The following is a 13,351-nucleotide window of genomic DNA, read 5'->3' on the forward strand; positions in this document are numbered from 1 at the left end:
TTCACCGCACGAGGGCCGCCGCCCGGGCCCGCCGGCCGGGCCCGCCGGCCGTTCTCCACGGGCGACCGGGGCCGACGGACGAACGGGACGCGGCGGTTGTTACCGTCGTCGTGTGTACCGCTTCCTGTTGACCCGGCAGTGGGTGATCGTCACCCTGGTCGCCCTGGCGCTCGTCCCCACCACGATCGAGCTGGGCTTCTGGCAGTGGCACCGCCATTTCGACCGGGTGGACTCCAACCGGCGCATCGAGCAGGCGCTGGAGGCCGGGCCGGTCCCCGTCGAATCGCTGACCCGGCCGGGGGCGCGGATCGACCGCGACCTGTACTACCGGCACGTGACCGCGCGCGGCGTCTTCGAGACCGACCGCGAGGTGGTGGTGCGCCGTCGCACCAACGCCGACGACCGGGTGGGCTACCACGTGCTGACCCCGCTGCGGCTGGAGGACGGGCGGTACCTGCTGGTCAACCGCGGCTGGGTGCCGGCCGACGGCAGGCAGAGCGAGTTCCCCGAGATCCCCGCCCCGCCGGGCGGCGAGGTGACGGTGACCGGCCGGCTGATGGCCGACCAGACCACCGAGGAGAGCGGGATCAAGGACCTCGACGACCTCCCCGACCGGCAGGTGATGCTGATCAGCAGCGGGTCCGAGTCCGAGCGGCTGGGCGCCGAGGTGCTCGGCGGGTACGTCGAGCTGGTCTCCCCCGCCCCGTCGGACGGCAGCCCCGAGCTGATCCAGGGCCCGGACCACGAGAGCATCGGCAACCACATGGCGTACGCGATCCAGTGGTGGCTGTTCACGGCGGGCGTGCCGATCGGCTGGGTGGTGCTGGTCCGCCGCGAGCTGCGGGAACGCCGGGAGGCGGCCGGGGAGCCCGGCGCCGGCGAGGGCGCGGCGGAGGAGAAGGCGACCCCGGCGACCGCCTGACGGCCGTGCCGGGTGCAGGATGGTGGGCATGGATCTTGGACTGAAGGACCGTGTCTACGTCGTCACCGGCGGCTCCCGCGGCCTGGGCAACGCCACCGCGCGCGAACTGGTCGCCGACGGGGCGAAGGTGGTCGTCTCCGGCCGTGACGACGCCTCGGTGACCGCGGCCGCCGAGGAGCTCGGGCCGAACGCGGTGGGCGTCGCCGCCGACAACGGCGATCCCGGTACGCCCGAACGGCTGATCGCCGCGGCCCGTGAGCACTTCGGGCGCTTCGACGGCGTGCTGATCAGCGTGGGCGGGCCGCCGGCCGGCCTCGCCGCCGACAACACCGACGAGCAGTGGCTCGGCGCGTTCGAGACGGTGTTCCTCGGGGCGGTGCGGATGGCCCGGACGGCCGCCGCGGAGCTGGGCCGGGGCGGTGTCGTCGGCTTCGTGCTCTCCAGCTCGGTGCACGAGCCGGTCTCCGGGCTGACCATCTCCAACGGGCTGCGGCCCGGCCTCGCGGGCTTCGCCAAGTCGCTCGCGGACGAGCTGGGGTCGCAGGGCGTCCGGGTGGTGGGCGTGCTGCCGTCGAGGATCGACACCGACCGGGTGCGGGAGCTGGACGCGCTCTCCGCCGACCCGGCGGCGACGCGGGCGGCCAACGAGTCGCGCATCCCGCTGGGCCGGTACGGCCGGCCGGAGGAGTTCGGCCGGGTGGCGGCGTTCCTGCTCTCGCCGGCCGCCTCCTACGTGACGGGCGTGATGGTCCCGGTCGACGGCGGCACCCGCCGCGGCTTCTGACGGCCGCGGCCCGGCCGCGGACCGCGGCTTCCTCGCGGTGGACGCCGGGGGCCGCGACTCCTCGCGATGGGCAACGGGGGGGCCACGACCCCCTCGCGGCGGGCAGCCGAGGCCGCGGCCCCTGGCGGTAGGCAGCCGAGGCCGCGACTCCTGGCGGCGGCCCGCGGGAACCGCGGCTCGCGGCGGCCGCGGTGGGCGGCGGTGGCCGCGGCTCCTCGCCATGGGCAGCCAAGGCCGCGCCCCCTCGCGGCGGGCAGCCACGGCTCCTGGCGGCGCGCCGCGGGAACCGCGGCTTGTGGCGGCGGGTAGCCGGGGCCGCGGACCGCGGCTTCCTCGCGGTGGGCGGCGGTGGCCGCGACTCCGCGCGGTGGGCAGCCGAGGCCACGGCTCCTCGCGGCGGATCGCGGGAACCGCGGCTTGTGGCGGTAGGCAGCCGAGGCCACGGCCCCTGGCGTGAAGGGGCCGCGGCCTCGGCTTCCTCGCGGTGGGTGGCCGCCGCTTCCGGCGGTGGGCGGCGGCGGGGGCCGCGCGGGTGGCTTCCCGCCGCCGGTCCGGGCCGTGGGGGCAGGGCTCAGCTCACGCGCTCGGGGCGGCTCTTGACGGCGCGCATGCGGATCTCCGACGGGAGGGAGGTCATCCCCACCGAGGCCCGGGCGTGGGCCAGCGTCTCGGAGGTGAGGCGGTCCAGGGTGCGCCCCGGGTCCGCGTCCGGCTCCAGCCGCACCCCCATCCGCATCCGCGGCGTCCGGCGCCGCCCGGTGAGCCGCACCCGCACCCGGTCGACGCCGTCCAGCCCGCCGGCCTCGGCGGCGACCGAGTCCTCCAGCGCCCGCGCCCGCAGCGCGGCGCCCTCGTCGTCGCCCGTGTCGACGTTGACCACGGCGAGCCGGTGCCGCTGCACCGAGCGCGTCAGCCACCACAGGGCCAGCACCAGCAGCACGGCGAGCACGGCGAACACCACGGGCCACCACCAGCCCTGGTCGTGCCACCGGGTGCGCTCCGCCACGGTCAGCAGCACGTCGTCCCGCCCCTGGTGGATCCACCAGCCGGGGGACGGCGCGCCCAGGCCGACCGCCAGGACCGAGCCGCCCACCACCAGCAGCACCAGGCCGATCAGTCCCAGCAGCACCCGGTTGACGATCCTCAGCACCTCGTTCACCCCTTCTTCCGCTCGGGACGCCGCACCTTCACCGCGAGCGACGGCGGCCGGGACAGGCCCAGCCCGCGCACCGCCTCCTCCAGCCGGCTCCGGACGTCGCCCCCGACCTCGTCGAGCTCCCTGAAGTGCGCCACGACGCGTACGTCGGCCTTCCGCCGGCGCATCTTCACCCGTGCCGTGCGCACCCCGGGCACCTCCAGCGCCCGGTCCCGGAGGACCATGGCGGCGGCCGTGCGGTCGAGCCCGGCGCGGATGTCGGGGTTGGTGCGCCGCATCGGCAGGATGCCGCGCACACCGGGGGTGAGGGCGAGCACCAGCAGCCACAGGCCGAGGGCCGCCGCGACGCCCGCCCCGACGAGCACCCACACGTCGTCCAGCGGGCGCTGGGACAGTTCCCTGGCGAGCCTGCGGCGCACGCCGCCCAGCGCGGGGCGTCCGGCGCGGACGGCGGCCAGGTCGGCCAGGAGCAGCACGGTGGCGGCCAGCAGCAGCAGCGCGGCCACGGCCGAGGGCCGCCGCCGGGTGGACCAGAACCGCCCGGTGGCGCCCGGCGCGACCATGGTGGCCCCGGTGTCCGGCGCCTGCGGCTGCTCGGCCGTGCCTTCGGTGCCTTCGGGGCGTTCGGGGCCATCGGGGCGTTCTTCGGTGGTCGTGTCGCTCATCGCAGTTCTCCCCGGCCGGAGTGCAGCCGTTCCACGTGCACCACGACCTGCAGCACCTTCAGTCCGGCCAGTTCCGCCACCCGTTCGGTGACCCGGCGGCGCACGGCACGGCACTGGGTGCCGAGGTCGGAGGGGTAGGCCAGTTCGCAGTTGACGGTGACCCGGGCGGTGCCGGCGTCCTGGTGGACGGCGACGTTCGCGTAGGGCGGGACGGCGTCGGCCGGCAGGACCTTCAGCGCCTCCCGGGCGCCCTGCGCGGCGATCCGGGCCACCACGCGGTCGGCGAGCCGGGTCTCGCCGCGTTCGGCGGCGGGCACGGAGGCCGGGCCGCCGCCCGGACCGGTGTCCGGGCGGCGGAGGGCCGTGGTCGTGTCGGGCACCGTCACCCCCGCCCGCCGCGAGGTCGGAACAGGTCGCCGGCGTCCAGGTCTCCCTCCAGGAACCTGCCGACCAGGAAGCCGACGGCGCCCAGCGCCGCCACCAGCAGGAAGGCGCCGAAGCCGCCGAAGTATCCGGCGAAGCCCAGGGCCATTCCCGCGATCATGCCGATCACGGCCATGCTCATCGTGCGCTCCTCGTCGTGCGCCGCGCGGTCCGGCCGGTCCCGGACCCGCCCCTTTCGGGCCGGCGCCTCTGTTCGGTGGACCGGGTCACTGGATCCGGGGCTCCGGGGCCGACTCGTCCTCCTCGTCGGGGAGCTTGACGTCGCTCACCGCGATGTTGACCTCGACCACCTGGAGACCGGTCATCCGCTCGACGGCGGCGACCACGTTCTCCCGGACGTCGCGGGCGACGTCGGAGATGGAGACGCCGTAGTCCACGACGATCTCCAGGTCGAGGGCCGTCTGCACCTCGCCGACCTCGGCCTTGACCCCGCGGGAGACGGCCTTGGGGCCGCCTCCGCCGGGAACGCGGTCGCGCATGGCGCCGAACGCCCGCGAGGTGCCGCTGCCCATGGCGTGCACGCCGACCACGTCGCGGGCCGCCAGACCGGCGATCTTCTCGACCACTCCGTCGGCGATCGTGGTGCGGCCCCGGGTTCCCGCGGCGCCGGTGGCGCCAGTCGTCTCACTCATAGCCGTACGTCCTTTCGGTCGTCCTCCTGCGACCACGCTAAGTGGCGTTTCCATGACTCGCCGTTCGGATACGGCAAGGTGGAGGAATGACCTCTCATGCGCGACGGACTTCTCAGGAGTGGGCCGGGGCGGTCCGGCGGCGGACCGGGCTCGGCAGGCCGTTGCCGCTGGGCGCCCCCGGGGACGGCCTGTGGATCGCCGCGCGGCCCGCCGAGGCCGCGCTGCGCACGGCAGCGCGACAGGTGGACGGAATCCGGCTGCGGAGCCTGCGGCTGGGGCCGTCGGGCCCTTCGGCCGCACGGCCGGCGCCGCCCGCGCCCGAGGCGGCGGTGGCGCCCGGCCCACTGCGGGTGGAGGCGGTCTTCGACTCGGTGGGCGGCGGGCCGGTGACCGAGGCGGCACGCCGGCTGCGCGAGGAGGTGGCCGCGGCGGCCGTCGAGTTCGGTCTGGCCGTCGAGGAGGTGGACCTGACGGTGGCGGATCTGCTTCTCGAGGAGTACGCCCGTCCGGGTGACGACGCCGACGCCGAGGCGGACGCCGACGAGCCCTCGGCCCCGCCCGGTCCGGCGCGTCCGGCCGGCGGTCACGCGGCGCCGGCCGGGGCCGACGAGGCCTTGGTCGAGGCGGCGGTGCGGGCGGTCCCGGGCGTGCTGGAGCCGCGCGGGATGCCGGTGGTGCCCGGCGGTCCGGCCCGGCGGGGCCTGCACCTGTCGCGGGACGGGGCGACCGGACGGCACCTGGTGCGGGTGGACGTGGCCGTGAGCCGGGCGAGGCGGCCGCTGGAGGTGGCGACCGGGGTGCGGGAGGCGGTCGCGGCGGTGCTGCCGGAGGCCGCCGTGGCGGTCCTGGTCACCGCCGTGGAGTGAGCCGGGGGAACGCGCCGAAGGGTGAAGCCGGGGAACGCCGAAGGGCCCGGCGGAGAGCGACTCTCCGCCGGGCCCTTCGGCGATTGCCGTGGGCCGGAGCCCGTCGGGTCAGGCCACGATCAGGTAGATCCCGAACGCCACCGCAGCCGCGCAGGCGGCGAAGCAGGTGTACGCGGCGGCGACCGCGAGCGGGGCCGTGCCGCCGGTGCGGGCCGCCTTCTCCCGCTGGGAGAGGCCGGCGATGCCGAGGGTGAACAGGCCCACCAGGAGAACGGTGGCCACGAGGCTGACTCCGAAGACGGAGCCGAGAGCCGCCCAGTCGATCTTCATGCTGCTTCTCTTTCTGGTTCGCCGGTGTGCGGGGGCGTCAGACCTTGGCGGGCGACGTCGCGGACTCCTGGTCCGCGCCGACGGCCGGGCCGGAGGCCTGGGAGGGCATCACGCGCTCCAGCTCCTCCTCGACGGCGAGGGTCGGGGGGACGGTGACGGCGGCGACCGCGTCGGCGACGACCCCGTCCTCGTCGACGTCGTTCACGTTGGTGTGGTCCACGACCTCACGACGGGAGACCAGCCAGATGGCGAGGCTGGAGCCGACCAGGAAGACGGCCACCACCACGGTGCCCCAGGTGCCCTGCTGCGTCACGAACTCGGCGCCCGCGGCGACCAGCGCGGCGGCCGGCAGGGTAAGCACCCAGGCGACCAGCATCCGGCCGGCGGTGGACCAGCGGACCACGCCGCCCTTGCGGCCGAGACCGGCGCCCATCACGGCACCCGAGACGGAGTGCGTGGTGGAGAGCGAGAAGCCCAGGTGGGAGGAGGCCAGGATCACGGTGGCCGCGGAGGTCTGGGCCGCGAAGCCCTGCTGCGGCTGGAGGTCGGTCAGGCCCTTGCCCATGGTGCGGATGATGCGCCAGCCGCCCAGGTAGGTGCCGAGCGCGATGGCGATACCCGCGGAGGCGATGACCCACATCGGCGGGTCCGAGTCCGGGACGAGGACGCCGCCGGTGACCAGGGCCAGGGTGATGACACCCATCGTCTTCTGGGCGTCGTTGGTGCCGTGAGCGAGGGAGACCAGCGCCGCGGAGGCGATCTGGCCGGCGCGGTAGCCCTTCTTGGCCGTCTGCTCCTCGGTCTTCGACCCCAGCTTGTAGGTGATCCGCGCGCCCACCGTGGCGGCGATGCCGGCCACCAGCGGGGCCGCGAGCGCCGGGATGAGCACGTTGGTGACCAGCGTGCCGCCGTGCACCGCGCCGAAACCGGCGGAGGCGACGGTGGCGCCCAGCAGACCGCCCATGAGGGCGTGCGAGGAGCTGGAGGGGAGGCCGACCAGCCAGGTCAGCAGGTTCCAGAGGATGGCGCCCACCAGGGCCGCGAAGATCACCTCGGGCTGGATCCCCGACTCGTCCACGAGTCCCTTGGAGATCGTGTTGGCGACCTCCACGGAGAGGAAAGCACCCACAAGGTTCAGCACGGCGGACATGGCCACAGCGGTCTTCGGCTTCATCGCGCCGGTGGAGATCGTGGTGGCCATGGCGTTGGCGGTGTCGTGGAAACCGTTCGTGAAATCGAACGCGAGAGCGGTGATCACCACAATCGCGAGGATCAGCGAGAAGCTTTCCATTTACCCAGGCAATCGTTCGACGTCATTGGCGATTCGAACGTAGGTAACCAGGGTGAACGGAAGGTGAACTGACGCCCTACTGACGGTTTACGGTCACCCATGCGGTCCCCACGGGAGGGGCTGGTGCCGGTCATGGCCGCTCGGCAGAACGTGTCGACTTGTCGATACAGCCTGGTCAAGGCGGTGCAGAGCGCCACGGGGCGGGGAGCGGCCAGGAGGTGACGGCGGACCCCGTGGAGATCCTTGTCACGCCCGGCGCGAAGGCCGGTGGAGGCACCGGCGCGGCGGGCAGGATCCCGGACATGCGGGACACCGAACTGACGAGCGTACCGGACGAGACCGCGCGGGCCTGGCGGTGGCTGGTGGCCACCGCCCGGCGCACCGCCGAGGACGGCCTGGTGGTCGGCACCTCCGGCAACGTCTCGGTGCGGGTGGGCGAGGACCTGGTGCTGGTGACTCCCTCGGGCGTCCCCTACGACCGGCTCGGGCCCGGCCACCTCGTGGGGGTGGGGCTGGACGGGCGGCGGCGGCTGGGGACGGCGGAGCCCACCAGCGAGCTGCCGCTGCACCTGGCCGTCCACCGCGCGACCGGCGCCCGGGCCGTGGTGCACACCCACGCCGTGCACGCCACGGCCGTCTCCACGCTGGTCGACGAGCTCCCGCCGGTCCACTACATGACGGCCGCGCTCGGCGGCCCGGTCCGGGTCGCGCCGTACGCGGCCTACGGGACCCCGGAGCTGGCCGGGGCCACGCTCGCCGCCCTGCGGGACCGCACCGCCTGCCTGCTGCGCAACCACGGCACGGTCGCCTACGGCGACGACCTCGACCAGGCGCTGGACCGCACCGCGCAGCTCGAGTGGATGTGCCGCCTGTGGCTCCTGGCCTCCTCGCTCCCCGGCCGCTCCCCCACGCTGCTCACACCGGCCCAGCTCGACGAGGCGGCACGGCGCCTGCGGCACTACGGCCGGCCCGCGGCGGCCGGGGACGACGCGGGCCCCACGCCCGAGGGCTGACGGCGCCGCGGACGCCCGGGGCCGACGCCGCCCGCGGACGCCCGAGGGCTGACGGCGCCGCGACGGGGCACACGAAGCCCTGGGAGCCGGTGGCGGCTCCGGTGGCGAGGCAAGGAGAGCTCCTTGAAACTGGACGGGTGCGCACAGTGAACCTCAAGGCCGCGACGGTCACCGCGGTCGCCGGCGCCGCGGCAGCGGTGGCCGCCGGACGACTCGCGGGCGACACCGCGCTCAGGACTCCACCGGACCGGCCGCTGCCCACCGAGCCGCACCTCACGGTGCACGACGTCGGCGAGGACTGGATCAGCCTCACCCGGGACCTCGCGGCGCTCCGCCCCGGCGTGTACGGCCTGGTCGGCAGGGACACCGGGGACGGCGGCCCGCACGCCGTGGTCGGACCGGTGCGCGAGGACCTGCCGCACGCCCCCGACGCCGTGGTCCGGCGGCTCGAGCGCGTCTCCCGGGGCGCGCTGCGCCGCGGCGACCGGGTCTGGTTCACCTCCGCCGTACACGTCGGCAACCCGGTGACCGCGCTGGACCTCACCTACGCCGACGTCGAGGTCCCGGGCGAGCTGGGCCTGCTGCCCGGCTGGTTCCTGCCCGGGCAGCGCTCCACCTGGGTGATCGCCGCCCATGGTCTGGGCTCCACCCGCGAGCAGGTGCTCAACCTGCTCCCCTTCTTCCACGACCAGGCCTTCCCGGTGCTCGCCCTGGCCCACCGCGGCGATCCCGGCGCCCCCCGCTCCCCCGACCGCCGCTTCCACTTCGGGGAGACCGAGTGGCGGGACCTGGACGCCGCGATCCGCTACGCCGTCCGCTACGGGGCCCGCCGGGTGGTCCTGCTGGGCTGGTCGGCCGGCGCCACCATGGCCCTGCGCGCCGCCCAGCGCTCCGGGCTGCGGAGCCGGGTCGCTGGCGTGGTGCTGGACTCCCCGGTGCTGGACTGGGAGGCGACGGCCCGCACCCTGGCCACCGCCCGCGGGGTGCCCCGCGCGCTGCTGCCGCTGGCGGTGCGCGCCGCCCGCGGCCGGCTCCAGGCCCACGAGGACCCCGCCTGGGACGACCCGGATCCGCTGCGGACGCCGACCCTCATCCTGCACGGCCCGGACGACCGCGTCGCCGACTGGCAGCTCTCCCGCGCGCTGGCGGACCGTCTTCCGCAGCTGGTGACCCTGCGCACCTTCCGCGGCGCCCCGCACGCCGCGATGTGGAACAGCGACCCGGCGCGCTACGAGGAGGCCGTACGCCGCTTCCTCACGCCCTTCATGTGAGGCCCGGAACGGCCCTCCGAGACCCCCTTCCGAAGGCCGGGCGGACGTTCCGTTTGGGTTTTCGGTCCCCCACCCGAGAGACTGCCCCCGTGACGTCCCGTATTCCGCGCGACTCCAGACTTCGACTCGTCCGCACCCGACCCCTGGCCGCCGCCCCCCGGGTGACGGACCAGCGGCGTGTCCCCAGGCCGGCGCCACGGCCGCCCGAGGGCACACCGCCGCGGTCCGCCCTGGCCGCGATGGCCCGCACCCGGCTGGCTGGCGCGGTGCGCGTCGCCCGCTGGGCCGACACGGCGCTCGGCCCCGGCACCCGGGGCGGCACCCCCGACGGCAAGGGCACCCTGTCCGACCCGACCGCCGACCGGGCCGCCCGCGAACTGGGCCTGACCGTCGAGCAGGTCCGGTCCGACTGGGACATCGCCCGGCTGGCCGGCCTCGTCGAGGTGCACGGCGCCGACGCCCGCCCCGGCTGGCGGCTGCGCGCCTGGGACCGCGACGACAGCGCCGTGCTCCGCGGCTGGGTCGCCCTGTTCGACGCCTGGTCGCTGACCTGTGCGGAGCCCGGCGGCCAGGGCGCCTCCGCGGTCGCCGACACCGTCTCCGCGATGCCCCAGGTCCTCTCCTTCCTGCAGTTGTCGGCCGGGCCCGTCCCGGTGGAGCAGCTCCTGGACCTGCTGGGCCAGCGCGTCAACGAACTGCGCACCGAGCGCTGCGAGGTCCCCTACACGGCGGTTCCCGAGGCGGGGCCCGCCCCCACCGAGCCGGCCGCCGCACCGCCGCGGCCGGAGGACCGGCCGCCCTCCCTGCCGGTGACCCCGGACGAGCTCGCCCCGCTGCTCGAGTGGGCGCTGGGCGCCCTGGCCGGAGTGGGCGCCTTGGAGCTGGAGGGCGACGGCCCGGCCCGTCAGGCCACCCTGACCCCGCTCGGCAGCTGGGCGGTCTGGGTCAAGCTGGAGCAGATCTGCGTGGCCGCGCAGAGCCCGGCGGGCAACATTGAGCAGGCCGCCGAGGACATGCTCCGCGGCTGCGCCCGGCTGCGCCCCAAGGCGGCGCGCGCCGAGTACCAGGCGTGGCTGGCGGCCCGCCCGGTGGGCCGCGCGGTGACCGAGCTGCTGGCCGCCGCCCGCGGCGAGGACGCCCTGCTGCGCGGTCTCGCCTTCGACGCGCTGCGCGTGGTCGGTGCGCCGGCCGAGCCGGTGGTGCGCGACGCGGCCTCGGAGGCCGCGCTGCGGCCCTACGCGCTGCTCTGGCTCGCCGAGCACGAGGGCGCCGACCCGGAGGACGCGCACCAGGTGCTCACCCGGGACGAGGCGACCTGGCTCTGGGTGGACACCGCGGCGGCCGTCGCCGACCACGGTGAGGGGCCCATGCTCGTACGCCACCTCGAGTCCGCGCTGCAGCCGACCGTGCCCCAGTTGCTGGAGGAGGTCCGCTCCGTCGGTCACCCGCGCACCGTGCAGGTGCTGGTGGCGCTGGCCGCGGCGCATCCCGACCCGGCGCTGGCGAAGGCCGTGCGCCGGGCCGCCTTCCAGGTGCACACCGGGGGCGGCTGAACCGGCCCGCCGCCGCGCCCCGGCCCGGCCCGGCTGCCCGGGCCGGGACCGGCGTGGCTCGGGCCGGGACCGGCGTGGCTCGGGCCGGGACCGGCGTGGCTCGGGCCGCCGGGTCCTGGCGTCTCAGTCCGGTATCGCGGGGGCGTACGTGCCGAAGCTCCACACGTTGCCCTCGAGGTCGCGGGCCATGTAGTCCCGCGAGCCGTAGTCCGTGTCGGTGGGCGGCAGCAGGATCTCGACGCCGTGCTCCACCGCCCGGGCGTGGTGGGCGTCGGTGTCCTCGACGACCACGTAGACCCCGGCCGGGCCGGCGTCCCGCATGGCCTCGGCGAAGACTCCGCCGTCGCCCTTCTTCGAGCCGAGCATCACCACGCCACCGCCCTGGGTCAGCTCGGCGTGCGCCACCGTGCCGTTCTCGCCCTCGTACAGGGCCAGTTCCCGGAAGCCCAGCGCCTCGGTGAGCTGCCGCACCGCTGCCTTGGCGTCGGCGTACAGCAGCGTCGGGCACAGGCCCGGCCGTCCGTTCCGGCCGTCGGCCATCGCTCCCATCACCCCCACCTCCTCCTTCTCGCGTCGGTTCGCACGTCGGTACACGCACCGGCCGTTATCACCGGATGTGTGACCTGTTGCACAGTCTTGCACCCGGGTCCGACAACGCACGCCGGGAAAATTGCTTGCATACGCCCGTTAGACTTCCGTCATGGCCTTTCTCCTCGCGCACTAGACGGCGGTACGCCTCCGCGAAGCCCGTCCGCCGCCCTTCTCACGCCCTGGAGTCTGTCCGTGATCACCGCCACCGGCGTCGAACTGCGTGCCGGCGCACGCGTCCTCATCGAGTCCGCCAGCTTCCGTGTCGCCAAGGGCGACCGCATCGGCCTGGTCGGCCGGAACGGAGCCGGCAAGACCACGCTCACCAAGGTGCTGGCCGGCGAGGGCATCCCGGCCGCCGGTACCGTCACCCGCTCCGGCGAGGTGGGCTACCTGCCGCAGGACCCCCGCACCGGCGACCTCGACATCCTGGCCCGCGACCGCATCCTCTCCGCCCGCGGTCTCGACGTCCTGCTGCGCAAGATGCGGGAGAACGAGGAGCGCATCGCCGGCGGCAAGGGCGCCACGCGCGAGAAGGCGATGAAGCAGTACGAGCGCCAGGAGACGGAGTTCCTCACCAAGGGCGGGTACGCCGCCGAGGCCGAGGCCGCCACCATCGCCGCCGCGCTCAACCTGCCCGACCGCGTGCTCGGGCAGCCGCTGCACACGCTCTCCGGCGGTCAGCGCCGCCGCATCGAGCTGGCCCGCATCCTCTTCTCGGACGCCGACACCCTGCTGCTCGACGAGCCCACCAACCACCTCGACGCCGACTCGATCGTCTGGCTGCGGGACTACCTGAAGAGCTACCGCGGCGGCTTCATCGTGATCTCCCACGACGTCGATCTGGTGGAGACGGTCGTCAACAAGGTCTTCTACCTGGACGCCAACCGGGCGGCCATCGACGTCTACAACATGGGCTGGAAGCTGTACCAGCAGCAGCGCGAGGCGGACGAGAAGCGCCGCAAGCGGGAGCGGCAGAACGCCGAGAAGAAGGCCGCGGCGCTCAACGCCCAGGCCGACAAGATGCGCGCCAAGGCCACCAAGACGGTCGCCGCGCAGAACATGGCCCGCCGCGCCGAGCGGCTGCTCTCCGGCCTGGAGGACGTCCGCCAGTCCGACAAGGTCGCCAAGCTCCGCTTCCCCGAGCCGGCGCCCTGCGGCAGGACCCCGCTGATGGCGGAGGGACTGTCGAAGTCCTACGGCTCGCTGGAGATCTTCACCGACGTCGACCTGGCGATCGACAAGGGCTCCCGGGTGGTCATCCTCGGTCTCAACGGCGCGGGCAAGACGACGCTCCTGCGCATGCTCGCCGGGGTGGAGCAGCCCGACACCGGGAAGATCGTCCCCGGCCACGGCCTGAAGGTGGGCTACTACGCCCAGGAGCACGAGACCCTGGACCCGGACCGCACGGTCCTGGAGAACATGCGCTCCTCCGCGCCCGACATGGACCTGGTCGAGGTCCGCAAGGTGCTCGGCTCGTTCCTGTTCTCCGGCGACGACGTCGACAAGCCGGCCGGGGTGCTCTCCGGCGGCGAGAAGACCCGTCTGGCCCTGGCGACGCTGGTGGTCTCCTCCGCCAACGTGCTGCTGCTGGACGAGCCCACCAACAACCTCGACCCGGCCAGCCGTGAGGAGATCCTCGGGGCGCTGCGCACGTACACGGGCGCGGTGGTGCTGGTGACGCACGACGAGGGCGCCGTCGAGGCGCTGCAGCCGGAGCGGATCATCCTGCTCCCGGACGGCATCGAGGACCTCTGGGGCGCCTCGTACGCCGACCTGGTGGCGCTCGCCTGACCCGTATTGGATCATTCGGACGATCCCGGCTCCTTCATCTGT

At 75.0% G+C, this 13,351-nt stretch carries 15 protein-coding genes; 7 read left to right on the forward strand and 8 right to left on the reverse strand.

Translation table 11 applies throughout. The features are described from left to right. Nucleotides 1-112: 112 nt before the first annotated feature. Together ABZ836_RS19065 and ABZ836_RS19070 are read left to right on the forward strand one after the other, a co-directional pair. Nucleotides 113-922, forward strand: coding sequence for an SURF1 family protein (locus ABZ836_RS19065; protein ID WP_356138313.1), 810 nt, complete (start codon nt 113-115; stop codon nt 920-922). Between the two features lie 28 nt (nt 923-950). Next, complete coding sequence (locus ABZ836_RS19070) at nt 951-1,706, forward strand: SDR family oxidoreductase (protein WP_356138312.1); 756 nt, start codon at nt 951-953, stop codon at nt 1,704-1,706. 571 nt (nt 1,707-2,277) lie between these two features. On the opposite strand, the gene amaP is transcribed toward ABZ836_RS19070, so the two are convergent. From amaP to ABZ836_RS19095, 5 genes are all read right to left on the reverse strand, one after another. Further along, nucleotides 2,278-2,865 carry an alkaline shock response membrane anchor protein AmaP gene (gene amaP / locus ABZ836_RS19075; RefSeq protein ID WP_361143633.1) on the reverse strand — a complete coding sequence of 196 codons (588 nt, stop codon included), beginning with the start codon at nt 2,863-2,865 and terminating at the stop codon, nt 2,278-2,280. Continuing rightward, nucleotides 2,862-3,527, reverse strand: coding sequence for a DUF6286 domain-containing protein (locus tag ABZ836_RS19080; RefSeq protein WP_361143636.1), 666 nt, complete (start codon nt 3,525-3,527; stop codon nt 2,862-2,864). Before ABZ836_RS19080 ends, amaP begins: the two co-directional genes overlap by 4 nt. Next, nucleotides 3,524-3,844, reverse strand: coding sequence for a hypothetical protein (locus tag ABZ836_RS19085; RefSeq protein WP_361143832.1), 321 nt, complete (start codon nt 3,842-3,844; stop codon nt 3,524-3,526). Before ABZ836_RS19085 ends, ABZ836_RS19080 begins: the two co-directional genes overlap by 4 nt. 65 nt (nt 3,845-3,909) lie before the next feature. Next, nucleotides 3,910-4,092 carry a hypothetical protein gene (locus ABZ836_RS19090; RefSeq protein ID WP_356138306.1) on the reverse strand — a complete coding sequence of 61 codons (183 nt, stop codon included), beginning with the start codon at nt 4,090-4,092 and terminating at the stop codon, nt 3,910-3,912. Nucleotides 4,093-4,177: 85 nt separating this feature from the next. Further along, complete coding sequence (locus ABZ836_RS19095; RefSeq protein ID WP_356138304.1) at nt 4,178-4,603, reverse strand: Asp23/Gls24 family envelope stress response protein; 426 nt, start codon at nt 4,601-4,603, stop codon at nt 4,178-4,180. A gap of 86 nt (nt 4,604-4,689) precedes the next feature. Between ABZ836_RS19095 and ABZ836_RS19100 the strand changes: the two genes are divergently transcribed. Beyond that, nucleotides 4,690-5,469, forward strand: a complete 780-nt coding sequence (locus ABZ836_RS19100) for a nucleopolyhedrovirus P10 family protein (protein ID WP_361143640.1) — start codon at nt 4,690-4,692, stop codon at nt 5,467-5,469. Between the two features lie 108 nt (nt 5,470-5,577). Here ABZ836_RS19100 and ABZ836_RS19105 read toward each other — a convergent pair whose 3' ends face one another. Together ABZ836_RS19105 and ABZ836_RS19110 are read right to left on the reverse strand one after the other, a co-directional pair. After that, nucleotides 5,578-5,799 carry a hypothetical protein gene (locus ABZ836_RS19105; protein ID WP_356138301.1) on the reverse strand — a complete coding sequence of 74 codons (222 nt, stop codon included), beginning with the start codon at nt 5,797-5,799 and terminating at the stop codon, nt 5,578-5,580. Nucleotides 5,800-5,836: 37 nt separating this feature from the next. Continuing rightward, nucleotides 5,837-7,090, reverse strand: a complete 1,254-nt coding sequence (locus tag ABZ836_RS19110) for an inorganic phosphate transporter (RefSeq protein ID WP_356138299.1) — start codon at nt 7,088-7,090, stop codon at nt 5,837-5,839. A 302-nt stretch (nt 7,091-7,392) separates the two neighbouring features. On the opposite strand from ABZ836_RS19110, the gene ABZ836_RS19115 reads away from it, so the two are divergent. The 3 genes from ABZ836_RS19115 (at nt 7,393) to ABZ836_RS19125 (ending at nt 10,927) form a co-directional block, all read left to right on the forward strand. Next, on the forward strand, nt 7,393-8,103 hold the full coding sequence (locus ABZ836_RS19115; protein ID WP_361143835.1) for a class II aldolase/adducin family protein: 711 nt from the start codon (nt 7,393-7,395) through the stop codon (nt 8,101-8,103). Nucleotides 8,104-8,240: 137 nt separating this feature from the next. Beyond that, a complete protein-coding gene (locus tag ABZ836_RS19120; protein WP_361143644.1) occupies nt 8,241-9,374 on the forward strand; it encodes an alpha/beta fold hydrolase in 1,134 nt (377 codons plus the stop codon). Between the two features lie 89 nt (nt 9,375-9,463). Next, on the forward strand, nt 9,464-10,927 hold the full coding sequence (locus tag ABZ836_RS19125; RefSeq protein WP_361143647.1) for a hypothetical protein: 1,464 nt from the start codon (nt 9,464-9,466) through the stop codon (nt 10,925-10,927). 123 nt (nt 10,928-11,050) lie between these two features. On the opposite strand, the gene ABZ836_RS19130 is transcribed toward ABZ836_RS19125, so the two are convergent. After that, complete coding sequence (locus ABZ836_RS19130) at nt 11,051-11,476, reverse strand: VOC family protein (RefSeq protein WP_361143650.1); 426 nt, start codon at nt 11,474-11,476, stop codon at nt 11,051-11,053. A gap of 234 nt (nt 11,477-11,710) precedes the next feature. On the opposite strand from ABZ836_RS19130, the gene ABZ836_RS19135 reads away from it, so the two are divergent. Next, nucleotides 11,711-13,309 carry an ABC-F family ATP-binding cassette domain-containing protein gene (locus ABZ836_RS19135; RefSeq protein ID WP_361143654.1) on the forward strand — a complete coding sequence of 533 codons (1,599 nt, stop codon included), beginning with the start codon at nt 11,711-11,713 and terminating at the stop codon, nt 13,307-13,309. Nucleotides 13,310-13,351: the final 42 nt, after the last annotated feature.

Source organism: Streptomyces sp. NPDC047130 (genome assembly GCF_040643475.1).
Taxonomy (GTDB): domain Bacteria; phylum Actinomycetota; class Actinomycetes; order Streptomycetales; family Streptomycetaceae; genus Streptomyces.

Bases quoted from the DNA above. Each gene is read 5' to 3' on its own strand.
- ABZ836_RS19070 (WP_356138312.1), top strand. From the start codon at position 951: ATGGATCTTGGACTGAAGGACCGTGTCTACGTCGTCACCGGCGGCTCC.
- ABZ836_RS19080 (WP_361143636.1), bottom strand. From the start codon at position 3,527: ATGAGCGACACGACCACCGAAGAACGCCCCGATGGCCCCGAACGCCCC.
- ABZ836_RS19090 (WP_356138306.1), bottom strand. From the start codon at position 4,092: ATGAGCATGGCCGTGATCGGCATGATCGCGGGAATGGCCCTGGGCTTC.
- ABZ836_RS19095 (WP_356138304.1), bottom strand. From the start codon at position 4,603: ATGAGTGAGACGACTGGCGCCACCGGCGCCGCGGGAACCCGGGGCCGC.
- ABZ836_RS19100 (WP_361143640.1), top strand. From the start codon at position 4,690: ATGACCTCTCATGCGCGACGGACTTCTCAGGAGTGGGCCGGGGCGGTC.
- ABZ836_RS19105 (WP_356138301.1), bottom strand. From the start codon at position 5,799: ATGAAGATCGACTGGGCGGCTCTCGGCTCCGTCTTCGGAGTCAGCCTC.
- ABZ836_RS19110 (WP_356138299.1), bottom strand. From the start codon at position 7,090: ATGGAAAGCTTCTCGCTGATCCTCGCGATTGTGGTGATCACCGCTCTC.
- ABZ836_RS19115 (WP_361143835.1), top strand. From the start codon at position 7,393: ATGCGGGACACCGAACTGACGAGCGTACCGGACGAGACCGCGCGGGCC.
- ABZ836_RS19130 (WP_361143650.1), bottom strand. From the start codon at position 11,476: ATGGGAGCGATGGCCGACGGCCGGAACGGACGGCCGGGCCTGTGCCCG.